This is a genomic window from Campylobacter sp. US53, from assembly GCF_004378995.1.
Lineage (GTDB): Bacteria > Campylobacterota > Campylobacteria > Campylobacterales > Campylobacteraceae > Campylobacter_D > Campylobacter_D jejuni.
The window spans coordinates 1-25872 of the sequence record NZ_RYYH01000007.1 but is presented as its reverse complement, the minus strand read 5'-3'; the positions used below and the strand labels follow the sequence as shown (position 1 = coordinate 25872).

Here is a 25872-nt window from a genome sequence, read left to right as displayed (position 1 = left end):
CTTTTAAAAGAAAAATTTTAATCAACTTTATTTAATCAAGAGTTTATTAAAAATCATAAATTTATCAACACATGTGTCAAAAATAAACCTCTTTATTCTTTAAAGAAATATAAAAATATAAAGATTACGTCATATTTACTTTTTAATATTAATATTTCTTATCAAAATATCTAAAAAGGAATTAATGTCTATGAAAAAAATAATTTTATTTTTACTATGCGTTGGCTTTGCTTTTGCTTGCTCTGAACATTCTCATACTGATTTTAAAGATCTTAATAAAACCGAGTATAATTCTCAATAAAGGATAAAATATGAAAAAAATCTTCTTTATGTTTTTAACGGCTGTTTCATTTTTAGGTGCTAGTGAGCTTAATATTTACTCAGCAAGACATTATGATGCTGATTTTCAGATTATTAAGAAATTTGAAGAAAAAACGGGCATTAAGGTCAATCATACTCAAGCTAAAGCTTCAGAACTTATTAAAAGACTTTCTCTTGAAGGAAGTAATTCTCCTGCTGATATTTTCATCACAGCTGATATTTCAAATCTTACAGAAGCTAAGAATTTAGGACTTTTATCCCCTGTTTCATCAAAATATTTAGAAGAATTTATACCCGCTCATTTAAGAGATAAGGATAAAGAATGGTTTGCGATTACAAAAAGAGCAAGAATTATTGCTTACAACAAAAACGCAAATATTGACATTAGCAAAATGAAAAATTATGAAGATTTAGCAAAAGCTGAATTTAAAGGAGAAATTGTTATGAGAAGTGCTACAGCTCCTTATAGCAAAACTCTTTTAGCATCTATTATAGCTAATGACGGAAATAAAGAGGCTAAAGCATGGGCTAAAGGTGTGCTTGACAATCTTGCGACAAATCCAAAGGGTGGAGATAGAGATCAAGCCAGACAAGTATTTGCAGGCGAAGCTAAATTTGCAGTTATGAATACTTATTATATAGGGCTTTTAAAGAATTCTAAAAATCCAAAAGATGTAGAAGTGGGGAATTCTTTGGGTATTATTTTTCCTAATCAAGACAATAGAGGAACGCATATTAACATTAGCGGTATTGCTATGACAAAATCAAGTAAAAATCAAGATGCGGCTAAAAAATTTATGGAATTTATGTTAAGTCCTGAAATTCAAAAAATTCTTACTGATAGTAATTATGAATTTCCTATAAGAAATGATGTAGAATTAAGCCAAACGGTAAAAGATTTTGGAACTTTCAAAGAAGATCAAATTCCTGTGAGTAAGATAGCAGAAAATATTAAAGAAGCTGTTAAAATTTACGATGAAGTCGGTTTTAGATAATGTATAAAACCCTAAAATACTATAAACTCGGGGCAATTTTACTTGCCCTTTTTCTTGTTTTGCCTATTTTTGGTATTTTTGCTGAACTTTTTTATATTTTATTTCAAAATTTTAATACAAGTGATTTAACCCAATTTTCATCTATTAAAGAAAATTTGAGTCATTTTTTTGATTATTTATTTTTAAAATTCATCAAAGATACTTTTATAATTAGCGTGGGAGTATTGTGTTTAAGCTTGATTTTGGGTGTGAGTTCTGCTTATTTGATCGCAAATTATGATTTTTATTTCTGTAAAATTTTAGAAAAATTACTCATTTTACCCTTGGCCATACCTGCTTATATTTTAGCCTTTGTTTATGTGGGAATTATGGATTTTCAAGGATTTTTTCATGAAAATTTTGGCTTTAGGATAGATTTTTTCAATCATTATGGTGTTATTTTTGTTTTGGCTATTTCTTTATATCCTTATATTTATTTATTTGCTAAAACAGCTTTTAAAAGTGAAGCTAAAGAGGCTTATGAAGTAGCTAAAATCATGAAATATTCCGAATTTAGAATTTTTACACGCGTGGCACTTTTGAGTGCAAGACCTGCCATTTTTTCTGGAGCTTTATTGGTTTTAATGGAAACTTTGAGTGATTATGGTGCAAGTGCTTATTTGGGAGTAGATACTTTTTCGGCTGGAATTTTTAAACTCTGGTATGATTTGAATGATTCTTATTCTTCTAGTGTTTTATCGGGTATTTTAATGCTTTTTGTATTTTTGATTATGTATGTGGATTATTATTATAAAAATAAACATCATTATAGTTTTAATCAAAATTTAGCTCTTTTTATCAAAAAAAGAAAATTAAATCCTATTAAACAAATTCTATCCTGTATTTATTGTTTTATGATTGCTTTTGTAGGTTTTATTTTACCTTTTATTTGGCTAGTTTATTGGGGGTTAAAAGATCATAAGCTTTTTGAATCACAATTTTATATTATCAGTTTTCAAACTATAATCTTAGCTTTAGTCACTGCTTTAATTACCACTTTTTTAGCTTATTTTTTGATGTTTAGTTCTAGGATAGTTAAAAATCATTTTTTTAATTTATTTATTTTAAAAATAAGTTCTTTGGGTTATTCTATACCTGCTGCTGCTTTAGGGATTAGCATTATAGTGCTTTTTGTATTTTTGGATAAAATTTTTCATATGAGTTTATTAGGAAATTCTTTACTTGTTCTTGTTTTTGCTTATGTAATTCGTTTTTTAGCGAGTGCAATTTATTCTTTAGAAGGAGGTTATAATAAAATTCATCTAAATATTGATGAGGCAAGTTTAAATTTAAGAACGAGTTATTTTATTTTATTTTTTAAAATTCACACACCTTTAATGAAACATTTTTTATTTTTGGCTTTTATTATTGTTTTTATTGATACGATTAAAGAACTTCCTTTAAGTAGAATTTTAGCGCCTTTTGGCTTTGAAACTTTAAGTGTTAAAGCTTTCTGGTTTGCAAGTGATGAAAGAATTTATGATGCAGCTTTGCCTTCCTTGTTTATCGTTTTTCTTTCTTTAATGGTTGTTGTTTGGATGGATAAAATCACAAGGAAAGATGATGTTAGAAATTAAAAATTTATCTAAAAATTTTGGAAAAATACAAGCTTTAGAAAATATCAATCTTCATGTCAAAGAAGGAGAATTTTTAAGCATTTTAGGAGGTAGTGGAAGCGGAAAAAGCACGCTTTTAAGGATTATTGCTAAGCTTGAACAAGCTAGTTCTTATGATTTGTTTTCTTGCAAAGGTGAAGTGGCTTTGATGTTTCAAAATTATGCTTTATTTCCTCATTTAAATGTTGAGAAAAACATACTTTTTGCACTTTACGATAAAAAAGATAAAAATCAAATTTTAAATCATTTGCTTAAAACTTTTGAAATTGAAGATTTAAGATATAAAAAAATCGATGAAATTTCAGGAGGGCAAGCGCAAAGAGTGGCTTTTGCTAGAGCTATAGCAAGAGGATGTAAGCTTTTGCTTTTAGATGAACCTTTTTCTAATTTGGATCAAAATTTAAAACAGGATTTAAGAAGAGAATTGAAAAAAATAATAGAAAATCAAGGCATTACGGCTATTATGGTAACTCATGATATTGAAGATGCTTATTGTATGTCTGATCAAATCGCTTTTTTAGAAAAAGGAAAAATTTTAGCTCATGCAAATCCTAAAGAGCTTTATTTTAAGCCTGATTTTAAAAGTGCGCAAATTTTACCTGATTTAAATATCATAGAAAAAAAACTTGATTTAGAAGATGAATTTTTTGCTTGGATAGCTTCAAAAAATTATATTTTTGGTTATGCAGAACTTAAAATAGGAAATCGCTTTGAGGCTAAAATTTTACAAAAAGAATTTTTAGGGGCTTTTTATAGACTTAAGTTAAGATATAAAAATATAGAATTTTTTATGTTATTAAGCTCAAATTATAACTTAGAAGAAAAAATAAATTTTGATATTATCAATTTTTAGCTAAAATTCCTAAAAATCTTTTAAGGACAAATTTCATGAAAAATCTTTTAATCATAGGCGCAGGTGGGGTAAGTCGTGTGGCTACTGCAAAATGCGCAATGAATTCTGATACTTTTAGCAAAATCACTTTAGCTAGTAGAACAAAAAGCAAATGTGATGAAATCGCTGCTTTTATCAAAGAGCGTTTAGGGGTTCAAATTGAAACGGCGCAAATTGATGCTGATGATAGCAATGCGGTTGTAGAACTTATCAAGAAAACAGGAGCGCAAATTTTACTCAATGTTGCTTTGCCTTATCAAGATTTGAGTTTAATGGATGCTTGTATAAAAGCAGGGATTGATTATATAGATACGGCAAATTATGAACATCCTGATTTGGCTAAATTTGAATACAAAGAGCAATGGGCGAGAAATGATGAGTTTAAACAAGCAGGAATTTTAGGACTTTTAGGAAGTGGATTTGATCCTGGTGTAACTAATGTTTTTTGTGCTTATGCACAGCAAAATTTATTTGATGAAATTTCTTATATAGATATTTTAGATTGCAATGCAGGTGATCATGGCTATGCTTTTGCGACGAATTTTAACCCTGAAATCAATCTGCGTGAGGTTTCTGCTAAAGGGCGTTATTGGGAAAATGGCAAGTGGATAGAAACAGAACCGATGGAAATAAAAATGGAATGGGATTACCCAGAAGTAGGTGTGAAAGATAGCTATTTGCTTTATCACGAAGAGCTTGAGAGTTTGGTAAAAAATATCAAAGGTTTAAAAAGAATACGCTTTTTTATGACCTTTGGACAAAGTTATTTAACTCACATGAAATGTCTTGAAAATGTTGGAATGCTAGGGATTAAACCTGTAATGCACCAAGGAAAAGAAATCATTCCTATAGAATTTTTAAAAACCTTACTTCCTGATCCTGCAAGTTTGGGACCACGCACTAAAGGTTATACCAATATAGGTTGTGTAATTCGTGGTAAAAAAGATGGAAAAGACAAACAAGTTTATATTTATAATGTTTGCAATCACGAAGAATGCTATAAAGAAACTGGTGCACAAGCTGTGAGCTATACTACAGGTGTTCCCGCTATGATAGGCACGAAATTAATCGCTAAAGGAATTTGGCAAGGAAAAGGCGTATTTAATATGGAAGAATTTGACGCTAAGCCTTTTATGGAAGAGCTGAATTCTCAAGGACTTCCTTGGAAGATTATCGAAATGACTCCGAGTTTAGGAGAGTAAGTGCTAAAGCACTTACTTTTGTCCTATATAAATAAAGTGATCCACACTGCCTTCAAAATTATACAGATTAATTAATTCATAATCTCCCCAAAATAAAGGTTTAAAAGGTTTAAAATCTTCTTTTAATTCTTCTATGTCTTTAGTAAAGCGTATATATGAAGAACCGCTTAATCTACCACTTGGACATCCTTTTACTTCACGCAAGCCATTATCCATAAGTTCTCCTCTTTCATACATACTATAGCCTTTATCGCTCATCATGGTTGCAAATATAACAGCCCCTTCATTGCATAATTCATAAAATTCTTGCACAGCTTCTTTAAAAGCTTGTTTTGTAAGATAATATAAGCTTTGATTCGCAAATATAAAATCCATTTTTGTATTGAAGAGTTTTTTAAAACTAGAATTAGGAGATATGATGTGAAAATTTTTAGAATCTAAGCAAGGATCTTTTTCCCAAACTTTTTTTAAACTAGGAACTATATCAATGCCATAAGGCTCTATACCCCCCCCCTGTTATATTTTTAAAATACCCAGAATGCACTCCATTTCCACAACCAAAATCAAGCAATTTTCCGCTTGTTTTGTTTAGTTTGTATTTTAAGATCCTCTCATAAAATCTTATAACATGACCATCAGGATATTGAAGTCCATAACCTTCTTTGTCATATTTTTGAGTATATGCAGATAAAGAATTATCCATTTTCAGCCTTTTTATATAGAATTTTGACTTAATGTCAAAATCCATTCTAGCACAAAAAGGATTAAAATTATTTTACAGGATGAAGTTCATTTGCGTAAAAGCTAACCGATCCCATACCTTCTTTTAAAGCCCATTCATAAGCTTTTGCAACAAATTCCCAATTGATATGAGCATAGAATTTCTCTAAATAAGCAGGGCGTGCATTGCGATGATCTACATAATAAGCATGTTCCCAAACATCTACAACAAGTAAAGGAACTTTATCTTCAGTAATTGGTGTAGCTGCGTTTGAAGTACCTACAAATTCTAGTTTTTGATTTTTAGTATTATAAACTAACCAAAACCATCCTGAACCAAAAACTCCTGTAGCACCTTTGATAAATTCAGCTTTGAAATTTTCTAAAGATCCAAATTCTTTTTCTAGTGCCGCTTGTAAATTAGCATCCATACTTTGACATGAACCACCACAGCCACAGCCTGCACTTGGCTTAATACAATCAAAATAAAAATCATGATTATAAACTTGAGCTGCGTTATTAAATACGCTCCCATTTGAAGTTTTAATAATACTTACAAGATCTTTGCCTGCAAATTCAGTATCTTTAATAAGATTATTTAGATTTGTAACATAAGTATTGTGATGTTTTCCATGATGATAGCTAAAAGTTTCAGCACTCAAAAAATCACCAAAAGCATTAGTATCATAAGGTAATTTTCTTAATTCAAACATAATTTCTCCTTTATTTTTAGTTTGATATTGAAAATATTACCATAATAATATTAAAAAGAGTAAAAACATCTTAAAAGCTTGGTGGGTAAAATTTCTATTTGTTTAACCTATAATAAAATAAGATATATTTATAATATATTTTAATAAAAATTTAAATATATATAAAAAATTATATTTTTTTGAAATATTTTTACAAAAAATATCTATTTGTTGATTTTTAATAATTACAATTAATTTGCAACTAAAAATTATTCATAAGGAGGAAAATATGAAAAAAGTTGTACTAATCTCAGCATTACTAGGTGCTTTCGCAGTTAATGTTTTTGCAGCTAATACTCCAAGCAATGTGAATCAAACACATACAAAAGCTCATCATTCAAAAGCTAAAGCTGATAAAAAACATGAAGCTAAAACTCACAAAAAAACAAAAGAGCAAACATCAGCTCAATAATGCCCAGCCTTGATATAAGTCTATAATAGACTTATATCAAAAGCTATTCGTATTCTACAAAATAAATTATTAATATTTATTAAATTTTTAACAGAAAAAATGAAAAAATCATTATTTTAAAAGAAAAATTAAAAAGTGGTGACCCATACGAGACTCGAACTCGTGTTACCGCCGTGAAAGGGCGATGTCCTAACCGCTAGACGAATGGGCCACTTTTAAGGAGTAAAAAATAAAAATGAAATTGAATTATATATATTTATTTCTTAAAATTTAATTAAATATATCAAAATTATGTGATTTTTATTTTTGTTTGATTATAATTTCATCTTCAATTTTTTATAAAATTTTTTAGGATTTATTATGGATTTTTATAGTCTTATTTTTTTATCCTGTGCTTTAGGAATGGATGCTTTCGCTGTATCGCTATGCAAAGGTTTTAGTGTTAAAAAACTACATTTAAAACATTATCTTATTGTTGGGATTTATTTTGGTGGATTTCAAGCCTTGATGCCAACTATTGGTTATTTTATAGGCATAACTTTTATATCTTTTATTGCGAGCATTGATCATTGGATAGCTTTTATTTTACTTTCTTTAATAGGATTAAAAATGATCAAAGAGTCATTGGAAAATGAAAATTGCGATAGTAATGCCAACCAATTTGGCTTTAAAACCATGCTAGCTTTAGCAATTGCTACGAGTATCGATGCATTAGCAGTTGGTGTGAGTTTTGCATTTTTAAATGTAAATTTATTATTAGCTATATTTTTAATAGGTATTATCACCTTCATTTTATGCATCATTGCTCTAAAAATAGGAAATAAATTTGGAATTTATCTTAAAAATAAAGCTGAACTTTTAGGCGGATTGGTTTTAATTATACTAGGAGTAAAAATTCTAATAGAACATTTATTTTTCGATTGAAAATTTCATTCTTAAAGTAGCTAAAGCTTTATCAAATTCCAAGGCTTTACTTTGAAATTTTTTATTAAAAGTTCTTTGTCTTTTGGCAAGCTGCGTAGTATGTATCGTGATTAAATTTTCAAGCTCTTTAAAGGAAATTTCTCCATCTAAATACTCTTTACACTCTTTCAAACCTATAGAATTTAATGCTTTAAGTTTATGATCAAATTTAGAAAAAAGAATTTTTGCTTCATCTAAAAGCCCATTATCAAGCATTTCTTTTGTTCTAGTTTTAATACGTTTTTTTAAAATTTCTTTATCCCACGCAAGCTCATAAATTTCTATATCTTTAAGCACCCCAGTTTTTTGTGTTCTTTTTAAAAATTCACTAGGAATTTCTCTTGTTTGTTCATAAATACCCAGCCATTTTTTTAATCTATAAGTATCATTTTTTTCTATTTTATAGTTTGGATCAATATTTAATAAAAGAGCATAAATTTCATCATTATTTAAAGAACTATGTGGCTCTAAAGTTTTTTCACTTAAACCATCTATCATAGTTTTTAAATAAAATCCAGTTCCACCTACTATAATCAGAGGCAAATTTCTAGCTAAAGCAAATTCTTTTGCTTTTTGGTATTCCCTTATGAATAACTCAACATTAAAATGTTCATTCACACTCAATAAATTTACCCCGAAGTATTTTATACTCGCAAGATCATCTTGTGAAGGCTTGGCACTTGCTATATTAATCTCTTTATAAACACAAAGACTATCAAGACTTAAAACAACAGCATCAAATTCTCTTGCTAAAGTATTGGCTATGTATGTTTTTCCACTCGCGGTTGTTCCTATTAATGCTATTTCAAAAAACATTTTAATATTTATCCTAAAATTTATAAAAATTTTAGTAAAATCATAGCAAAAAATATTTTAAAGTAGAAAAATGAACACATTCTGGATAAAATTTAAAGATATTTTAGAACTTGTAGTATTTAAGCATTCTATTTTTGCTTTGCCTTTTTTATTTTCCTCTATGATTGTAGCATCAAAACTTGCAAATGACACTGCTTGGTTTGGTTTTAAGGCATTGATTTTAGGCATTATTTGTGCGGTAAGTGCAAGAAATTTTGCGATGGCTACAAATCGTTTAATGGATGAAGATATAGATAAGGATAATCCTCGTTGTGCAAATCGCCCTAATGTCAGTGGAAAAATAGGTAGAAAAAGTGTATGGATTTTTATTATTATTAATGCACTTATTTTTATATCATGTTCTTATTTTATTAATACCTTGGCCTTTTATTTGTCTTTTCCTGTGCTTTTTGTATTGGCTATTTATTCAGCTTTTAAACGCTTTAGTTCTTTAGCGCATTTAGTTTTGGGATTTTGTTTAGGACTTGCGCCTATTGCAGGAAGTGTTATAATTATGGGTGAAATTCACATTTATAGCGTTATTTTATGTTTAGGTGTAACTTTTTGGACAGCTGGGTTTGATCTGCTTTATTCTTTACAAGATATGGAGTATGATAAAAAAATAGGACTTCACTCTATTCCTGCTAAATTTGGTTCAAAGACTACTTTATTTATATCAGCTTTTTGCCATATTTTAGCGGTATTATTTTGGCTTCTTTTTGTGTGGGAAGTTTGGGGTGTAGCACTTGGAAAAATAGCACTTATTGGAGTAATTATAAGCGGTATTATTTTAGCCTTGGAACATAAAATTGTTCACAAGAATTTTGCTCATATTGATAGAGCATTTTTTACTCTAAATGGTTATTTAAGTATTATCTTTTTTATTTTTATTTGGATTGATTTATTATGGAATTAACACTTTTTAAAGCAGGATTTGAAGCTCATTTAGAATGTTGTGAAATAGAAAATAACCGTTTTCTTGGAGAATACCTAAAACTTGGAGCAATTTCTCAAATTTTAAAATGGAAAAAACTTGCTTTACGCATTGATTTTGATGAGGGTGAAAAAATTATTTTTGATCTTCTTTTAAGTCTAAAAGAAGATATTTTAAGGCTTGAAAATTCTTTAGATAAAAATAAAGAACTTATACCACTTAAACAAAAAGGGGTAATAGAATCTTTAAATTTTGAATATCTAAATTTTTTGGATACTATTTTAGAAGAAGATAAAGAATATTATTTAAGATTTGATTTAAATAATCAAAAAATAGCTATTTTTATCAAAGCTCAAAGTCAAACATTGGCAAAAATTATCAAAATTAAGCCTGAAGACAAAATGGCTTTTGATGCTTTTGTTGTTGAAATTCAAAGAAATATGATAAGAAATAAGAAAGGCCAAGAATGAGTGATGATGTACTTTATTTAGTTTTTATAATTGTGCTTTTAATTGCAATGCTAGCCTACATGAATATCAAAGAAAGAGAAAATAATGCAAAAATAGCAAAACTTCAAAATGTGATAGAAGATATTACCAAAGAACTTCATTATTTTCGTAAAGAATTAGGAGTTAAAGATGATAGTGAAGAGGATGAAGACTATAAAACCTCTCTTTTAAAAGAAGAAATTATGATTGAACTTGATAAACAAATCAGTTCAAAAATCACTCCTGTTTTAAGAACACTAAAAACTATGGAACATATCATAGAAGATTTTCAAAATGAACAACAAAATCGTCTTTTAAATTTAGAACAAAAAGCACAAAGCATGGCTAAACTTACACCAAATTACGATACAGAAGAACAAAAAATAGAAAATCTTTTCAAAGAAGGAAAAAGCATAGAACAAATCGCTAAAGATTTACGCATTGGCACTGGAAATGTAGAACTTGTCTTAAAATTTAAGAAATTAATAAAATAGAATGGAAAATAAATGCTTATAGATCAATTCGGTAGAAAGATAAATTATCTTAGAATTTCAGTTACACAAAGATGTAACTTTCGCTGCCTTTATTGTATGCCAAAAATTCCTTTCGATTATCAGCCAAAAGAAAATTTATTAAGCTTCGAAGAACTTTTTTTATTTGTTAAAGCAGCTATAGACGAAGGAATTGAAAAAATCCGTATAACAGGTGGGGAACCTTTATTAAGAAAAGATTTAAGTATTTTTATAAAAATGATTAGCGATTATAAAAGAGATATTGACCTTGCTATAACTACAAATGGATTTTTACTAAAAGACTTCGCTAAAGACCTAAAAAATGCTGGACTTAAACGACTTAATATTTCACTTGATACCCTAGATCACAAAAAAGCAAAAACTCTTGCGCAAAAAGATATATTAGATAGTGTTTTATCTGGAATTGATGAAGCTTTAAATCTAGATTTGAAAGTAAAACTTAATACTGTAGCTCTTAAAAATTTAAACGATGATGAACTGATATCTCTTTTGGAATTTGCAAAATCAAAAAAAGCTCAAATTCGCTTTATAGAATTTATGGAAAACACTCATGCTTATGGTAAATTACAAGGATTAAAAAGAGATGAAATTATACAAATTTTGAGTCAAAAATATCAAATTCAACTTATAAAAAAAGATGAAAAAGCACCTGTGAGTATTTATAAGGCAGATGATTATGAATTTGGAATTATAGATCCTCATAGCCATGAATTTTGCGATTCTTGCAATCGCATACGCTTAAGTGCTGAAGGCTTGTTAATACCTTGCCTTTATTTTGATGAAGCATTAAGCATAAAAGAAGCGGTTCGAAAAGGTGATATTAAAGCCGCTGTAGAAATATTACAAGAAGTATTAAGAAATAAACCAGAAAAAAATAAATGGAGTGTTGTTGATAATGAAACCTCATCTCGTGCTTTTTATCAAACTGGAGGTTAATTTTGCAACTTGTTGAAAGTTTCTTAAGCATTCAAGGAGAAGGAAAATATAATGGAAAATTAGCTATTTTTATGCGTTTTGCTGGTTGTAATTTCAATTGTTTAGGTTTTAATGTAAAAATATCAAAAAACGATAAAACTCTCATCGGATGCGATACAATAAGGGCTGTTTTCACAAAAGATTTTAAAGAAAGTTATGAAACTTTAAATGCTAATGAACTTTTAAAAAGAGTAACAAAATTAAAACAAGACTTTGATCCTATAGTTGTTATCACAGGTGGAGAGCCATTAATCCATTATGAAAATCCTGAATTTATAGAATTTATTCAAATGTTATTAAAAAATAAATTCGAAATACACTTTGAAAGCAATGGAAGCATAGAAATTGATTTTGATAGATATCCTTTTTACAAAGAATGTATTTTTGCTTTAAGCGTTAAACTCCAAAATAGTGGGATAAAAAAAGATAAACGATTAAATTTTAAAGCTTTAAAAGCATTTAAAAATTACGCAAAAGATAGTTTTTATAAATTTGTTTTAGATGCCAATACCCTTGATAATTCATTTTTAGAAATCAATGAAATTCTAAAAGAAGCTCCAAATCAAATTTTTTGTATGCCTATGGGTGAAAATGAGCAAAACCTTAAAAAAAATGCTCAAAAAATTGCTGAATTTTGTATTAAGAATGGTTATAATTATTCTGATAGAATTCATATTCGTCTTTGGAACGATAAAGAGGGTGTATGATTATAAGAAAATTATTTGAATTTGAAAACGCACACATTGTTAGATTTTGTTCTTCTAAGCGTTGCAAAAGTAGCATTCATGGACATTCTTACAAAGTTGAAGTTTTACTTGAAAGCAAATATTTAGATAATGCTGGAATGGTCTATGATTTTGGACTTTTAAAAACCTATATACGCCAAATTATTGATAGTTTTGATCATGCTATCACTCTTTTTAAATATGATGATGCAAAATATTTAGAAGAAATGAAAAAATATTCAAGTCGTTGGATTTGCCTGCCTGTTAATGTAAGTGCTGAAAATTTTTGTCGTGTATTTTTCATACTTATAGACGCTTTATTAAAACAAACAAAAATGGTAAATGGAGAACAAGGAGTGACTTTACAAAGCATCATTGTTCATGAAACAAGAACAGGCTATGCACAAGGTTTTAGAGAAGATGCCTATAGTGAACTAATGCCAAAAATTTCACTTCAAGACATAGAATTTTCCAATGGCATTAAAGCAGAATGGAATGATATAGATTTTTACAACAAATTAAAAAATGAAGAAATTTTTATAAATCCAAAGGAGATTTAATGCAAAAAGCTAAAATTTTAATTGCCTTAAGTTTTTTTTTATTAGTTTTATCTGCCTGTTCTAATGATGAAAAAAATATTTCCAAGACTCAAAATACAGATCAAGAAGTAGTCCAAATAGAACAAAACGATGAAAAAACAGAATTAAGTGACTCCAACCTGCCTTTACCTGTGGATGATGAAGTACAAAGTTCAGATGATGAACATGAAGTCAATCCTAGCATTATCAACTCTTTATATAAACAAAAATGTGCCACTTGTCATGGAGAAAAAGGGGAATTAAAACCTAAAAACAGCACGGCCATTAAAACCTTAGGCAATAAAATTTTTATACAAAAAATAAAAATGAAAAAAGATAAAAATCACAGTTTTTTAAGTGATGAACAAATTCAAAATTTAGCTGATTTTATAAATAAAGGAAAATAATGGATCAAAGTTATGAATTCTTTTTAGCTTTACATCTTTATAGTCTTTATGCGAGCGGTTTTTTAATGCTTTTTTATCTTATATTAACACAAGGGAATTTTAAAACCGAATTCATTTTTATTCGTAGAATACGATTGTTTTTACCAATTTATTATTTATTTTTAGCTTTGATTATTTTTACAGGTTGTTTATTATCAGCAATGAAACAATTTCAAATAAATTTTAATATCTGGGTAATGATTTTTTCTTGGATCTTGATTTTTGCTTTAGCAATTTTTCATTTTATTTGTTTTAAAAGAGCAAGAAGATTTAGAAAATATGCCACTTTTAGATGGATTAGTTGTTTGATTTTACCTTTTGAAATTTTTTTATTGTTTTTGCCTTTTTTAATAGAAAGATATCTATAAAATGCAATTTTTGTATAACAAGCAGGCTGGAGAAGAGTTTATACAACTTCAAGGTGAAAACTTTAACCATTTAAAAGCAAGAAGAGTAAAGGAAAATTCGGAGCTAAATCTTAGAAATTTACAAGATAATTTTCTTTATAACTATACAATCTTGAATTTAACAAGAAATTCTTGCACTTTAAAATTTTTAAACAAAAAATCACAAAATATAAAACAAAGTGAATTAAACTTAGCCTTAGCCATTATAGATACTAAAATTTTAGAAAAAACTCTACCTTTCTTAAATGAACTTGGAGTCAAAAAGCTACATTTGGTTTTTACAAATTTTTCACAAAGAAATTTTAAAATTGATTTAGAAAGATTTGAAAAAATCATTATTTCCTCTTGTGAACAATGCGGTAGAAATACTAAAATGGATTTAATTATCCACCAAAGCACTCAAGAATTTGTTCAAAAATTTCCGAATGCAATTATGGTTGATTTTCAAGGAAAACAACAAAGTCATTTCGATGAAAAAGAATTATATTTTATAGGTCCTGAAGGTGGATTTAACAATGATGAGAGATTATTGTTTAACCGGAAAATCTCTCTTAAAAGCTCTAATATTCTAAAAAGTCAAACAGCTATTATAGCCATAGCTTCAAAAATTTTGCTTTAACTTTTCTTAAATTAATCTCTTTTTTATGTTAAATAATTTATAATCACGGCTTATTGTTTTAATTTTTAAGGAAAACTAATGAAAAAAGAAATTCACCCAGAATATGTAGAATGCAAAGTAAGTTGTGCTTGTGGAAATACTTTTACAACAAAGTCAAACAAAGCAGAATTAAGAGTAGATATTTGTTCAAATTGCCATCCTTTTTTTACAGGTAGTGAAAAAATTGTAGATGCTGCAGGTCGTGTAGAGAAATTTAAGAAAAAATACGCAATGCAATAATTATGCTTTATTTTATTCCTACCCCCATAGGAAATTTAAGCGATATTTCTTTTAGAGCCTTAGAACTTTTAAAGACTTGCAATCTTGTGTTTTGTGAAGATACAAGAGTAAGCAAGTCTTTGATTTCACTATTAAATGCGAAATTTCACACTGATATACATATTTCTAAATTTATAGCCTTACACTCTCATAATGAAAAAGAAGTTTTAGCAAGTATTGATTTAAAGATATTTGAAAAAAATGTAGCTTATTTAAGCGATGCAGGAATGCCAGGAATTAGTGATCCTGGTAGGACTTTGGTAGAATTTGCACAAGAAAATAATATCACCTATGAAATTTTACCAGGTGCAAATGCAGCCTTAGTTGCTCTTGTAAGCTCAGCATTTTGTCAAAAAGAATTTATCTTTATCGGTTTTTTAGCAAATAAAGGCAATGAAAGACAAAAAGACATAGAAAAAATTTTAAATCTTCCTTATCCAAGTATTATTTACGAATCCCCCAAGCGTATTTTATCTTTGATAGAACAAATTATGATTCTAGATAGTCAAAGAGAAATTTTTTTAATTAAAGAAATCAGTAAAAAATTTGAAAATAAATTTAAAGGCAATGCTAAAGAGCTTTTTGAAATTTTAAAAAAGTCTAATTTAAACGGCGAATGGGTTGTAGTACTACAATCAAAAGAACAAAATTTTTTGCAAAATACTCTTTGTGAAAAAGATATTATGGATTTAGAGCTGCCTTTAAAAGCAAAAGCAAAATTATTATCAAAGTTCAATGGAAAAAATGCAAAAGAAATTTATCAAAAACTGCTTTTAAGTCAAAATTAGGTAAAATTTCAATATGATAGTTTATGGGAAGCAAATATTTTTTTATATTTTAGAATATCATAAAGACTGTATCAATGAGCTTTATTTAGCAAAAGAATGTGATAAAACTACTTTTTCCAAAATTGCAAAATCAGGTTTTAAAATCAAAAAACTTGATTTTAAAACTGCTCAAGCTTATGCAAAAGGTGGAAATCATCAAGGTTTTTTGCTAGATATTAAAGAAAGTTCTTTTGCAAATTTAAATGAGATCAAAAAAAATGATTTTATTGTTATGCTTTATGGAATTAGTGATGTAGGAAATATAGGGGCTATCACCCGTACAGCTTATGCTTTAGGGGTTGGGGCTTTAATTTTTATTGGTGAAAAATTAGCCATGGAAGGAGTAATTCGCACAAGCAGCGGAGCGGCTCTTGATTTACCTATTGTGATAAGCAACGATGCTTTAAGTGTAATAAACGAACTAAAACAAGTAGGTTTTTATTTTTATGCGAGCGATGGCTCGGGAAAAGAAATTCACAGTGTAAAAATAAGCAATGGTAAAAAAGTTTTAGTTTTGGGTAGTGAGGGTTTTGGTTTAAGCTCTAAAATTGTAAAAAAATGCGATGAATGTGTGGGCATTGCGATGAAAAATAATTTTGATAGTCTTAATGTCAGCGCTGCTTTTGCAATACTTTGTGATAGGATGTTAAATGCTTAATTGGAAAAAAATACAAGAATTAAATTTAAAAGAAGTTGCAACAAAAACGCAAATTGAACTTGATTTTCTTGAAGCTTTAGTAGAAAAGAATTTTGCTGTTTTAAGTCGTTTTAATGTTAAAGGTTTTGTTAAAATTTTAAGCAGAGAATACGAACTCGACTTTAGTGATTTTAACGAAGAGTATGAAGCTTATCTTAACGAAAACAATCCTACTCCACAAACAAAATCAAAAATGATAACCCCCAAACTAGATGCTTATAGTCAAAAATCCTCTAACACTTGGCCTTTTTTGATTGTTCTTATTGTTTTAGTGATTATAGGAAGTGGAATTTATTATTTTGATACACTTAAAACTTTTTTCAAAGATGAACAAAATAATACTAGCGCAACAGTTATAGATATCATAGGACAAGCACAAGAAAATTTAAAATTTTTAGATGAAAACAGTGTTGTTGTTATAGACAACAATAAAGCACAAGAAACAAATCAAACAGAGAGCGTTTTACCAAGCCAAAACATCTCATTACAAGAAAATGATAAAAACATAAGCATAGAAAATAACATCAGTGAAAATAACACAACCCTACTTGATGAAGAAAAAAATACCCAAATCCAAGAAGACACAAATGCACCAAAAACTGATTCTTTAAAAGAAGCACATTTTAAAACTTCTTCCAAAATATGGATAGGTTTGATAGATTTAAAAAACCTTAAAAAAACAAGCTTTGTTAAAGAAAAAGATTTTAACATTTCTTTAGATAAAGATCAGTTAATTTTAACAGGGGCTGCAGCTTTAACAATGTTTAATCAAGAAAATAAAGAACAAAAATTTCCTGCAGGAATTTCAAAACGTTTCTTGATTAAAGATGGAAAAATTACAAGTATTTCACCTGCTGAATTTGCAAAATTAAATAAAGGTAAAGAATGGTAAAAAAAATTATTATTCTTACTCTTTGGGTTAATATATCTTTTGCAATCTCAAGTCTTGATTTGGCAAAAAATTTAGTAAACAATCCTAGTAAAAATTCTCAACTAGAATTATTATTTTCAAATAATTCTTACATAGATAATAATGGAAATTGTGATATTGCAAAAATATCTCAAATATTAAAAACCAATTCTTTAATCGCCTTAACACTATCAAATCCTCAAAGTCTAAGATTAAATTTTAAAGCAAAAGCTGATGAAGTTATGTTTTTTAAAATTTTATCTGATGTTTTAACAGATGCTGGATACATATATTTTATCCCCACAGATTTGATTTTAAGAGAAGGAAATATTGACTATACCATACAAGTAGAATCTCAATATGTTTTAGATCCTGGAACGCTTTATAATCTCTTAAAAGAAAATTCTGTCTATATAGATAATATTAAGCGTATTGGGACATATGATTATGAATATGATTTAAATTTTTCCAATGCTGTATTAAAAACCAACACAAATGTTAATTTAAATACTCCAAAATCATTAGAAAAGCCCCTTAAAGACTATGTGCTTAATTTAAAAAATGCTACAAATTTGATTATTGATGCAAATGATTTAGATAATTGGTTTCCTAAAATCTTCTTTTTAGATAAAAATCTAAATCTAATTAAAGCAGTAAAAAGTGAAAATAAAAATAATCATTTTTCAGAACTTATTCCAAATGGTGCTATATACGCTATTGTAAGCGATATGTATAGTTTAGATAATATACGCAGGGGTTTAAAAATCACACTTAAAAAATAAGGATTAAGAAATGTTTGATGAAATCCGTTTTAATACCATAGAAAGACTTCCAAATTATGTTTTCGCAGAAGTAAATGCGATAAAAATGGCAGCAAGACATGCTGGAGAGGATATCATCGACTTTTCAATGGGGAATCCCGATGGTAAAACTCCTCAACACATTATAGATAAACTTTGCGAAAGTGCTAACAAAGATAAAACCTCAGGATATTCTACATCCATGGGGATTTATAAACTTCGTTTAGCAATTTGTAATTGGTATAAAAGAAAATATAATGTTAATCTAGATCCTGAAAATGAAGTTGTAGCTACCATGGGTTCAAAAGAAGGTTTTGTAAATCTTGCAAGAGCGATTATAAATCCTGGAGATGTTGCTATTGTACCTACTCCTGCTTATCCTATACATACTCAAGCTTTTATTATAGCAGGGGGTAATGTAGCAAAAATGCCTTTAGCTTATAATGAAAAATTTGAACTTGATGAAAATCATTTTTTTGAAAATTTGCATAAAACTTTAAATGAAAGCATCCCACGTCCAAAATATGTCGTTGTTAATTTCCCACATAATCCAACAACAGTAACTTGTGAAAAAAGTTTTTATGAAAGATTGATAGCAACGGCAAAAAAAGAAAGGTTTTATATTATTTCAGATATTGCATATGCAGATTTAACTTATGATGACTATAAAACTCCTTCTATTTTAGAAATTGAAGGCGCAAAAGATGTAGCGGTAGAAACTTACACTCTTTCAAAATCTTACAATATGGCGGGCTGGCGTGTGGGTTTTGTAGTAGGAAATAAACGCTTAGTCAGTGCACTTAAAAAAATAAAATCTTGGTTTGATTATGGTATGTACACACCTATTCAAGTAGCAGCTACCATAGCTTTAGATGGAGATCAAACTTGCGTGGATGAAATTCGTGCAACTTATGATAAAAGAATGCACATTTTACTTGAAGCTTTTGAAAATGCAGGTTGGAAACTTCAAAAACCAAGAGCAAGTATGTTTGTTTGGGCAAAACTCCCTGAAAGCAAAAGACATTTAAAAAGTTTAGAATTTTCAAAGCAACTTTTACAACGTGCTAGTGTTGCAGTAAGTCCTGGGGTAGGTTTTGGCGAAGCAGGTGATGAGTATGTAAGAATTGCTTTAATTGAAAATGAAAATCGTATACGTCAAGCTGCACGCAATATCAAAAAATATTTAAAAGAGTAAGTTATGAAAGTAGCGATTCTTGGTTATGGCACTGTTGGAAGTGCGGTGGTTAAATTTCTTTTAGAAAATGATAAACTCATTCGTGCAAGGTGCGGTCAAAGCATAACTCCTGTGATCGCTCTTGCTAGAAGTCCTAAAAAAAATGCTTTAATTCCAATTACTCATAGCGTTGAAGAAATTTTAAATGCTGATGTAGATGTTTTTGTGGAGTTAATGGGTGGAGTGGATGAAGCTTTTAAAATAGTGAGTGAAATTTTAAAAAAGAAAAAAGCTGTTGTTACTGCAAATAAAGCTATGCTTGCTTATCATCGTTATGAACTTGAAAATTTGGCTAAAAATTTAGCCTTTGGTTATGAAGCAAGTGTGGCTGGAGGAATTCCTATTATCAAGGTTTTAAAAGAAGGTTTAAGTGCAAATAATATTTTGGCTATAAAAGGGATTTTAAATGGCACGAGTAATTATATTTTAAGTTCTATGAGTCAAAAAAATATGAGTTTTGAACAAGCCTTACAAATAGCTCAAAATTTAGGTTATGCAGAGGCTGATCCAACTTTTGACATAGAAGGACAAGATGCAGCACATAAACTGCTTGTTTTATCAAGTATCGCTTATAATCTTAAAGCTAAACCTGAAGATATTTTGATCGAGGGTATTAGTGAAATTGCGCCTGAAGATATGTATTTTGCTAATGAGTTTGAATTTACCATAAAACTTTTAGGTATAGCTAAGGTGCGTGAAAATAAAGTAGAATTAAGAGTGCATCCTACTATGATAGATAAAGAAAAAATGCTTGCAAAAGTTGATGGAGTGATGAATGCTATAAGCATTAATGGAGATTTGTTGGGTGAAAGTTTGTATTATGGAGCAGGAGCAGGAGGAGAGGCCACTGCAAGTGCTGTGATTTCAGATCTTATGGATATAGCAAGAGATCAGGTAAAAGCACCAATGCTTGGTTTTGTGAATACTTTAGAATACGAGCTTTTAAGCAAAGATGAAATTTATACAAAATATTATTTAAGGGTGAAAGTTGAAGATAAAATAGGGGTTTTATCTAAAATCACACAATTGATGAGTGAAAATAATATTTCTATTGATAGTTTTTTACAAAAACCTAAAAAAAATGATGAAAATTACAGTACTTTGTTTTTTACTACGCATTTAACTTATGAAAAAAGCATACAAAATTTGCTTGAAATTTTACGCAAACAAGATTTTATAAAAACCAAGCCTTTTATGATGCGTATAGAATAATGGGTTTAAAAGCTTATTTAGATGGAATTTTAGGTGAAGATAAGGCTTGTAAATTTTTAAAAAAACAAGGCTTTGAAATTTTAAAAAGAAATTTCCATTCTAAATTTGGAGAAATCGATATAATAGCCAAAAAAGATGAAATTTTACATTTTATAGAGGTTAAATTTACTCAAAATAACTATGAAGTTTCTGAGCGTTTGGATAGAAAAAAACTTGAAAAAATTTTAAAAACTATAGAATTTTATCATCTTAAAAATGGAATTTCATCGGATTTTCAGATTGATCTGATTTGCATTAAAAATGATGTGATACAATTTTGCGAAAATATAAGTTTTTAAGCTGATATTTAAAAAAATAAAATACAATTAGACAAAAATTAAAGAAAGGAAAAATTATGGGAAAATATATTGAATTAACAAGTGATAATTTTGCTCAAGCAAAAGAAGGTGTAGCTTTAGTTGATTTTTGGGCTCCATGGTGCGGACCTTGTAGAATGCTTGCTCCAGTTATTGATGAACTTGCAAATGACTTCGATGGTAAAGCTAAAATTTGCAAAGTAAATACAGATGAACAAGGTGATTTAGCAGCTGAATTTGGTGTTCGCTCTATTCCTACACTTATTTTCTTTAAAAATGGTGAAGTTATAGATCAACTCGTTGGTGCACAATCTAAACAAGCAATTAGCGATAAACTAAACTCTTTACTATAAACTAAAGGCTAGTATAACTAGCCTTCTTCTTAAAAATTTCAAATTTATACTAAATAATAATTTTTATTAACTACTATTAAGAATAATTTTTATATCATTATTAATAATAAAATTCAATATAAAGGAAATATAAATGTTAGATGTAGCAATCATAGGTGGAGGTCCTGCTGGACTTAGTGCCGGACTTTATGCAACTAGAGGTGGTCTTAAGAATGTAGTAATGTTTGAAAAAGGTATGCCTGGTGGACAAATTACCTCAAGTTCTGAAATAGAAAATTATCCAGGTGTAGCCCAAGTTATGGATGGAATTTCTTTTATGGCTCCTTGGAATGAACAATGTATGCGTTTTGGTTTAAAACATGAAATGGTTGGAGTAGAGCAAATTTTAAAAAATAGTGATGGAAGTTTTACCATCAAATTAGAAGGTGGCAAAACAGAACTTGCTAAAGCTGTGATAGTTTGTACAGGTTCAGCTCCAAAAAGAGCAGGTTTTAAAGGCGAAGATGAATTTTTTGGAAAAGGTGTAAGCACTTGTGCAACTTGTGATGGATTTTTTTATAAAAATAAAGAAGTTGCAGTTTTAGGTGGTGGAGATACAGCTTTAGAAGAAGCTTTGTATCTAGCAAATATTTGTTCTAAAGTTTATCTTATCCACCGCAGAGATGAATTTAGAGCAGCTCCATCTACAGTAGAAAAAGTTAAGAAAAATGAAAAAATAGAACTCATTACTAGTGCAAGCGTAGATGAAGTATATGGTGATAAAATGGGTGTTACTGGTGTAAAAGTAAAATTAAAAGATGGTAGTATTAGAGATTTAAATGTTCCAGGAATTTTTACTTTTGTTGGTCTTAATGTAAGAAATGAAATTTTAAAACAAGACGATGGTAAGTTTTTATGCAATATGGAAGGAGCTGGGCAAGTAAGTGTTGATCTTAAAATGCAAACTAGCGTTGCTGGACTTTTTGCCGCAGGAGATCTTAGAAAAGATGCACCTAAGCAAGTTATTTGTGCTGCAGGTGATGGAGCTGTAGCTGCATTAAGTGCTATGGCTTATATAGAAAGCTTGCATTGATTTTTTCTTATTAGGCTAGAATTCCTAGCCTAAATCTTTATATCAACACTCCTTAAAAATATAAAATATTTTTCATAATGTTTTATAAATATTATTAAATATAATTTAAATTATATTTAATAATATTACATAATTATATATTTAAAAAAATATAAAAATATTATTTTTTAAATTAATATTTTTATATTAAAAGCTATAACTTACTTATGTTAAAAAAATAAGGAAGGAATAAACATAGACAAAAAACAAAGTCACAGAAATTTTCTTAAAGCCTCATCTTTGTTTGCTTTAGTAGGTGCTAGCGCACCAAGTATGGTTTTTGCTCATACGCACAATCAAAACAATTTGAATTCTATTCAAATTGATATTCTGAGTGAAGCAGTAGAAAGAATTTTTCCCAAAGATGATTTAGGACCAGGTGCTAAAAAATTAGGTATAGCTATTTTTATAGATAATGAACTTGCAGGAAATTACACGGAAGTGGAGCAAAAGATTATCGCTTTGGACCTTTGATACAAGGAAAGAAAAATCAAGGTTATCAATATCCTTTAACTAGAGCTGAACTTTTTAAAATGGGAATTAATGCTTTAGATGAAGAAGTAAAACTTCATTATAAAAAAGGCTTTGTAAAGCTTAGCGCAAAACAAAAAGATGAAGTCTTAAGAGCTTTTGAGCAAGATAAAACCAAGGTTTCTTTTGAAGATAAGATAAAGGCGAGTGATTTTTTCACAGAATTAAGAAACATAACTATAGCAGGAGTTTATGCTGATCCAATTTATAGTGGCAATGCAAATATACAAGCTTGGCGTATGAAAAAATTCCCGGGGGCACAAATGACTTACGCAGCTCAAGTTTTAGATGGAGATAAATTTGAAGTGATAGAGCCTATTTCTTTGGCTGATATGTCGCATTAAAGGAATACAAATGGCAAAAATACTTAAAAAACAGATATTGTTGTTATAGGTTTAGGTTGGAGTTCGTCTATTGTTGCAAATGAGCGCGCTAAAGCAGGACTTAAAGTTGTCACCTTAGAAAGGGATGGACATCAAGATACTTCTGATTTTTTGGGTGCACACGATGAATATAAATATGTCAATAATGTTGCAATGAAACAGGATTTAAGCAAAGAAACTCAAAGTTTTAGGAATTCAGGCGATAAAATGGCTTTGCCTATGAGAAAAATTACTATACTTTTGATGTGGGAAATAATGTAGGTGGAGCAGGAGTTCATTGGAATGGTATGAGCTATCGTTTTTTACCTTATGATTTTGAAATAAAAAGCAAAACCGAAGAACGCTATAGTAAAAATAAAAATTTCTAAAGATTATCCTATACAGGATTGGGGTGTAACTTATGTGAAATGGAACCTTATTATGATAAAGTTGAAAAATTGGGGTTTCTGGAGAAGATAAAAGTCCTTTCTTAGAAAAAAGAAGCAATCCTTATCCTAATCCACCTTTGGAAAAATACTATGCTTAAAAAATTTAGAGAAGCGGCTAAAAAATTAGGGTATCATACTTGCATGGTTCCTGCTTCAAATTCTTCTCAAAGTTATACAAATCCTGACAAACAAAGCTTGGGAGCCTGTCAGTATTGTGCTTTTTGTGAGTATTTTGGTTGCGAATATGGAGCTAAAGCTTTTCCTATAGTAACAACCATACCTTCAGCTTTAGCAACAAAAAATTTAGATATTAAAACTTATGCTAATGTGTTAGAAATTTTGCATAAAGATGGTAAAGACAGGGGTAAAATTTATCAATACTTTAACTTTAGAAGAATTTATCCAGCCTGCAGAAGTGGTTATGCTAGGCTCTTATGTTTTCAACAATGCTAATTTAATGGTTTCTAATATAGGCGAAATTTATAATCCAAAAACAGGCAAAGGAACTTTAGGAAAAAATTATAGCTATCAAATCACACCTAGTGTTAATGGTTTTTTAAAAGATCCATTTAATCTTATCTTGGAGCTGGGGCACTTTGCAATTGGATGGATGATTTTAATGGGGATAATTTCGATCATTCCAAACTTGATTTTATCCACGGTGCAAGTTTTAGACTTTCTCAAAACTGGGATCGTCCTATAGCTTCAAACTCTACAGAACCTAACACACCTTCATGGGGAGTCGAATTTAAAAAAGCTTCTATTTATAATTATACTCGATTTACTTATATTGGAGCTCAGGGTGCATCTATTCCTTATATAGGTAATTATTTATCCCTTGATCCAACTTATAAAGATACTTATGGACTACCACTTATCCGCGTAACCTATAATTTTACCAAGCAAGATAAAAATCTTTATAATTTTATGCTTCCAAAACTAAAAAGCATCATGCAAGAAATGGGAGCGCAAAATATTTACACTTCGCCAAAATTAGGAGATTATGGAGTAGTTTCAAATAGTTGGTATACTTTTACACATATTGCCGGCGGAACTATAATGGGTACAGATAAAAACACAAGTGTAGTTAATCCTTATTTACAACATTGGGATGTTAATAATCTTTTTGTCGTAGGTGCAGGAATTTTCCACATAATCTAGGCTACAACCCTACCTTAACCTTAAATGCTTTAGCCTATCGTGCTAGCAAAGCTATTATAAAATATTTAAAAACTGGTAATTGCTAATACAGTAATTAAATTCCAAGCCTTAAGTTTTTGGAATTTATTAGCTTCCTATCACTCCACCATCAAGTTTTCTTATCATCATTACACTCGATCTTGGCGTTTTTCCATAAGGAAAAGTACTACCTTTTAAATCTTCTCCTGGATGTTGTATGCCTACAAACATTGTAGTATAATCCTCACTAAAAGCAATCCCTGTTAATTCACAAGCAATAGGCCCTGTTAAAAAACATTTCCCCTGTTTTTGGATTTGCTGCTAGCATGCAGTTATTTCCTATACCTTCGTATTCATCTTTATTAGAATAAGATCCATCTGTTTGTATCCAAAGTCTTCCATCTCTATCAAATTTAAGTCCATCAGGAGAATTAAATTTATTTTCACTTATAATAACTTGTAATATTATTTGAGCCTTTATATAAGCCTTGTTGGTTATCAGGATTTCCAACAAAAGTAAAAATTTCCCAAGTAAAATCATCGTCTTTATGAGAATTTTTTGGCATCCATTTTAAAATTTGTCCATAAACATTTTTAGTCCTTGGATTTACTGCATATGATTTTATTTTCATCATAAAGTTTTGCTTTACTAAAAAGTGAATCACCCCAAGAAATTAAAACCTTTGCCTCATAACCTTGTGGTACTATAACTTTATCTTGTGTGCTTACACTAACAGCTTTAAAACCTAACAAATCCTTATCCTTAAGCATAAAAAGCACTTAAATTTGAACTTAAAAAAAGCCACCATAGAACCTAAAGCTAAACTTTTTAAAAACAATATTCTTTCCATTTATTTTTACTCCATATTAAAATTTAAAACAATGGAAATATAGAAATATTTGGAAACTTTTTAGAAATTTTGATGAAAATTTAAATCGAAGGAAAAATTTATACCTAGTTTTTCACTAGGTATAAATGACTAATTAAAACCTCTTCTTCTTAACATCTTCTAAGATATTATTAGCTATATCACTTACTGTGCTAGAAATAATAGCTGATT

Annotated in this window: 34 protein-coding genes, 1 tRNA gene and 4 pseudogenes; 29 read left to right on the top strand and 10 right to left on the bottom strand. The window is 29.0% G+C overall.

Features of this window, described 5'->3' with window-relative positions; all coding sequences use genetic code 11:
* The first annotated feature begins 184 nt into the window (after window positions 1–184).
* From ELQ05_RS06225 to ELQ05_RS06205, 5 genes and pseudogenes are all read left to right on the top strand, one after another.
* Window positions 185–315 (top strand): annotated as a pseudogene (locus ELQ05_RS06225) (hypothetical protein).
* On the top strand, window positions 312–1316 hold the full coding sequence (locus tag ELQ05_RS06220) for a Fe(3+) ABC transporter substrate-binding protein (protein WP_134240020.1): 1005 nt from the start codon (window positions 312–314) through the stop codon (window positions 1314–1316). Before ELQ05_RS06225 ends, ELQ05_RS06220 begins: the two are co-directional and overlap by 4 nt.
* The gene (locus ELQ05_RS06215; RefSeq protein WP_002866338.1) at window positions 1316–2932 is read left to right on the top strand and encodes an iron ABC transporter permease; all 1617 of its coding nucleotides are present in this window, start codon (window positions 1316–1318) and stop codon (window positions 2930–2932) included. The genes ELQ05_RS06220 and ELQ05_RS06215 overlap by 1 nt, the downstream gene beginning before the upstream one ends.
* Window positions 2916–3824: an ABC transporter ATP-binding protein gene (locus ELQ05_RS06210; RefSeq protein WP_072238660.1), complete on the top strand. Its 909-nt coding sequence runs from the start codon at window positions 2916–2918 to the stop codon at window positions 3822–3824. The genes ELQ05_RS06215 and ELQ05_RS06210 overlap by 17 nt, the downstream gene beginning before the upstream one ends.
* Window positions 3825–3859: 35 nt before the next feature.
* Window positions 3860–5065: a saccharopine dehydrogenase family protein gene (locus tag ELQ05_RS06205; RefSeq protein WP_134240019.1), complete on the top strand. Its 1206-nt coding sequence runs from the start codon at window positions 3860–3862 to the stop codon at window positions 5063–5065.
* 12 nt (window positions 5066–5077) lie between these two features.
* Here ELQ05_RS06205 and ELQ05_RS08430 read toward each other — a convergent pair whose 3' ends face one another.
* The 3 genes from ELQ05_RS08430 to sodB all read right to left on the bottom strand — a co-directional run bounded on the left by ELQ05_RS08430 (window position 5078) and on the right by sodB (window position 6498).
* Window positions 5078–5440, bottom strand: a complete 363-nt coding sequence (locus ELQ05_RS08430; protein ID WP_052825526.1) for a hypothetical protein — start codon at window positions 5438–5440, stop codon at window positions 5078–5080.
* A 109-nt stretch (window positions 5441–5549) separates the two neighbouring features.
* Window positions 5550–5768, bottom strand: coding sequence for a hypothetical protein (locus ELQ05_RS08425; protein WP_052825527.1), 219 nt, complete (start codon window positions 5766–5768; stop codon window positions 5550–5552).
* A gap of 67 nt (window positions 5769–5835) precedes the next feature.
* A complete protein-coding gene (sodB, locus tag ELQ05_RS06190; protein WP_052825528.1) occupies window positions 5836–6498 on the bottom strand; it encodes a superoxide dismutase [Fe] in 663 nt (220 codons plus the stop codon).
* Window positions 6499–6766: 268 nt separating this feature from the next.
* Here sodB and ELQ05_RS06185 point away from each other — a divergent pair, with 268 nt between their 5' ends.
* Window positions 6767–6949: a hypothetical protein gene (locus tag ELQ05_RS06185; RefSeq protein ID WP_052825529.1), complete on the top strand. Its 183-nt coding sequence runs from the start codon at window positions 6767–6769 to the stop codon at window positions 6947–6949.
* Between the two features lie 136 nt (window positions 6950–7085).
* Here ELQ05_RS06185 and ELQ05_RS06180 read toward each other — a convergent pair.
* A tRNA-Glu gene (locus ELQ05_RS06180) sits at window positions 7086–7160 on the bottom strand.
* A 149-nt stretch (window positions 7161–7309) separates the two neighbouring features.
* Here ELQ05_RS06180 and ELQ05_RS06175 point away from each other — a divergent pair.
* Window positions 7310–7873 (top strand): manganese efflux pump MntP family protein, encoded by a 564-nt coding sequence (locus tag ELQ05_RS06175; protein WP_052825530.1) that lies wholly within the window; start codon window positions 7310–7312, stop codon window positions 7871–7873.
* Here the strand turns inward: ELQ05_RS06175 and miaA are convergent.
* Window positions 7859–8728, bottom strand: coding sequence for a tRNA (adenosine(37)-N6)-dimethylallyltransferase MiaA (gene miaA / locus ELQ05_RS06170; protein ID WP_052825531.1), 870 nt, complete (start codon window positions 8726–8728; stop codon window positions 7859–7861). The genes ELQ05_RS06175 and miaA overlap by 15 nt on opposite strands.
* Window positions 8729–8798: 70 nt before the next feature.
* Here miaA and mqnP point away from each other — a divergent pair, with 70 nt between their 5' ends.
* The 22 genes and pseudogenes from mqnP to ELQ05_RS08560 all read left to right on the top strand — a co-directional run bounded on the left by mqnP (window position 8799) and on the right by ELQ05_RS08560 (window position 24879).
* Window positions 8799–9683 (top strand): menaquinone biosynthesis prenyltransferase MqnP, encoded by an 885-nt coding sequence (gene mqnP, locus ELQ05_RS06165; RefSeq protein WP_070316674.1) that lies wholly within the window; start codon window positions 8799–8801, stop codon window positions 9681–9683.
* Complete coding sequence (locus ELQ05_RS06160) at window positions 9674–10171, top strand: hypothetical protein (protein ID WP_002854663.1); 498 nt, start codon at window positions 9674–9676, stop codon at window positions 10169–10171. The genes mqnP and ELQ05_RS06160 overlap by 10 nt, the downstream gene beginning before the upstream one ends.
* A complete protein-coding gene (locus tag ELQ05_RS06155; protein WP_002851715.1) occupies window positions 10168–10683 on the top strand; it encodes a DUF6115 domain-containing protein in 516 nt (171 codons plus the stop codon). The genes ELQ05_RS06160 and ELQ05_RS06155 overlap by 4 nt, the downstream gene beginning before the upstream one ends.
* Before the next feature lie 12 nt (window positions 10684–10695).
* Complete coding sequence (gene moaA, locus ELQ05_RS06150; RefSeq protein ID WP_052776106.1) at window positions 10696–11658, top strand: GTP 3',8-cyclase MoaA; 963 nt, start codon at window positions 10696–10698, stop codon at window positions 11656–11658.
* A gap of 2 nt (window positions 11659–11660) precedes the next feature.
* Window positions 11661–12404, top strand: a complete 744-nt coding sequence (locus ELQ05_RS06145; RefSeq protein ID WP_052776107.1) for a 7-carboxy-7-deazaguanine synthase QueE — start codon at window positions 11661–11663, stop codon at window positions 12402–12404.
* Entirely contained in the window at window positions 12401–12982 is a 582-nt protein-coding gene (locus tag ELQ05_RS06140) for a 6-carboxytetrahydropterin synthase (RefSeq protein WP_002858675.1), read from the top strand. The genes ELQ05_RS06145 and ELQ05_RS06140 overlap by 4 nt, the downstream gene beginning before the upstream one ends.
* Entirely contained in the window at window positions 12982–13407 is a 426-nt protein-coding gene (locus ELQ05_RS06135; RefSeq protein ID WP_070316675.1) for a cytochrome c, read from the top strand. The genes ELQ05_RS06140 and ELQ05_RS06135 overlap by 1 nt, the downstream gene beginning before the upstream one ends.
* A complete protein-coding gene (locus ELQ05_RS06130; protein ID WP_070316676.1) occupies window positions 13407–13814 on the top strand; it encodes a hypothetical protein in 408 nt (135 codons plus the stop codon). Before ELQ05_RS06135 ends, ELQ05_RS06130 begins: the two co-directional genes overlap by 1 nt.
* A gap of 1 nt (window position 13815) precedes the next feature.
* Entirely contained in the window at window positions 13816–14472 is a 657-nt protein-coding gene (locus tag ELQ05_RS06125; protein WP_070316677.1) for a 16S rRNA (uracil(1498)-N(3))-methyltransferase, read from the top strand.
* Between the two features lie 78 nt (window positions 14473–14550).
* A complete protein-coding gene (gene rpmE / locus ELQ05_RS06120) occupies window positions 14551–14751 on the top strand; it encodes a 50S ribosomal protein L31 (protein ID WP_002851603.1) in 201 nt (66 codons plus the stop codon).
* 2 nt (window positions 14752–14753) lie between these two features.
* Window positions 14754–15578, top strand: a complete 825-nt coding sequence (gene rsmI / locus ELQ05_RS06115) for a 16S rRNA (cytidine(1402)-2'-O)-methyltransferase (protein ID WP_070316678.1) — start codon at window positions 14754–14756, stop codon at window positions 15576–15578.
* A 13-nt stretch (window positions 15579–15591) separates the two neighbouring features.
* Window positions 15592–16275 carry a 23S rRNA (guanosine(2251)-2'-O)-methyltransferase RlmB gene (rlmB, locus tag ELQ05_RS06110; protein WP_002866330.1) on the top strand — a complete coding sequence of 228 codons (684 nt, stop codon included), beginning with the start codon at window positions 15592–15594 and terminating at the stop codon, window positions 16273–16275.
* Window positions 16268–17206, top strand: a complete 939-nt coding sequence (locus ELQ05_RS06105; RefSeq protein ID WP_070316679.1) for a hypothetical protein — start codon at window positions 16268–16270, stop codon at window positions 17204–17206. The genes rlmB and ELQ05_RS06105 overlap by 8 nt, the downstream gene beginning before the upstream one ends.
* A complete protein-coding gene (locus tag ELQ05_RS06100) occupies window positions 17200–18006 on the top strand; it encodes a hypothetical protein (protein WP_070316680.1) in 807 nt (268 codons plus the stop codon). Before ELQ05_RS06105 ends, ELQ05_RS06100 begins: the two co-directional genes overlap by 7 nt.
* Before the next feature lie 10 nt (window positions 18007–18016).
* On the top strand, window positions 18017–19219 hold the full coding sequence (locus ELQ05_RS06095) for an LL-diaminopimelate aminotransferase (RefSeq protein WP_096702712.1): 1203 nt from the start codon (window positions 18017–18019) through the stop codon (window positions 19217–19219).
* Between the two features lie 3 nt (window positions 19220–19222).
* Window positions 19223–20470 carry a homoserine dehydrogenase gene (locus ELQ05_RS06090; RefSeq protein ID WP_002896293.1) on the top strand — a complete coding sequence of 416 codons (1248 nt, stop codon included), beginning with the start codon at window positions 19223–19225 and terminating at the stop codon, window positions 20468–20470.
* Window positions 20470–20808, top strand: a complete 339-nt coding sequence (locus ELQ05_RS06085; RefSeq protein WP_070316682.1) for a YraN family protein — start codon at window positions 20470–20472, stop codon at window positions 20806–20808. Before ELQ05_RS06090 ends, ELQ05_RS06085 begins: the two co-directional genes overlap by 1 nt.
* Before the next feature lie 56 nt (window positions 20809–20864).
* Complete coding sequence (gene trxA, locus ELQ05_RS06080) at window positions 20865–21179, top strand: thioredoxin (RefSeq protein ID WP_002825604.1); 315 nt, start codon at window positions 20865–20867, stop codon at window positions 21177–21179.
* Window positions 21180–21312: 133 nt separating this feature from the next.
* On the top strand, window positions 21313–22251 hold the full coding sequence (trxB, locus tag ELQ05_RS06075; protein WP_070316683.1) for a thioredoxin-disulfide reductase: 939 nt from the start codon (window positions 21313–21315) through the stop codon (window positions 22249–22251).
* Window positions 22252–22530: 279 nt separating this feature from the next.
* Window positions 22531–22764, top strand: a complete 234-nt coding sequence (locus ELQ05_RS08320; protein WP_180752893.1) for a gluconate 2-dehydrogenase subunit 3 family protein — start codon at window positions 22531–22533, stop codon at window positions 22762–22764.
* Window positions 22761–23165, top strand: a complete 405-nt coding sequence (locus tag ELQ05_RS08315; protein WP_180381620.1) for a gluconate 2-dehydrogenase subunit 3 family protein — start codon at window positions 22761–22763, stop codon at window positions 23163–23165. The genes ELQ05_RS08320 and ELQ05_RS08315 overlap by 4 nt, the downstream gene beginning before the upstream one ends.
* A gap of 10 nt (window positions 23166–23175) precedes the next feature.
* A pseudogene (locus ELQ05_RS08560) lies at window positions 23176–24879 on the top strand (GMC family oxidoreductase).
* A gap of 40 nt (window positions 24880–24919) precedes the next feature.
* Here the strand turns inward: ELQ05_RS08560 and ELQ05_RS08555 are convergent.
* The 5 genes and pseudogenes from ELQ05_RS08555 to ELQ05_RS08540 all read right to left on the bottom strand — a co-directional run.
* A complete protein-coding gene (locus tag ELQ05_RS08555; RefSeq protein WP_350308248.1) occupies window positions 24920–25042 on the bottom strand; it encodes a hypothetical protein in 123 nt (40 codons plus the stop codon).
* 33 nt (window positions 25043–25075) lie between these two features.
* Window positions 25076–25322, bottom strand: a pseudogene (locus tag ELQ05_RS08550) (alkaline phosphatase PhoX); the annotation flags it as partial.
* Window positions 25255–25446, bottom strand: coding sequence for an alkaline phosphatase PhoX (locus ELQ05_RS08545; protein ID WP_350308247.1), 192 nt, complete (start codon window positions 25444–25446; stop codon window positions 25255–25257). The pseudogene ELQ05_RS08550 and the gene ELQ05_RS08545, both read right to left, overlap by 68 nt.
* Window positions 25406–25564, bottom strand: coding sequence for an alkaline phosphatase PhoX (locus tag ELQ05_RS06055; RefSeq protein WP_166738669.1), 159 nt, complete (start codon window positions 25562–25564; stop codon window positions 25406–25408). The genes ELQ05_RS08545 and ELQ05_RS06055 overlap by 41 nt, the downstream gene beginning before the upstream one ends.
* 231 nt (window positions 25565–25795) lie before the next feature.
* Window positions 25796–25872 (bottom strand): annotated as a pseudogene (locus ELQ05_RS08540) (methyl-accepting chemotaxis protein); the annotation flags it as partial.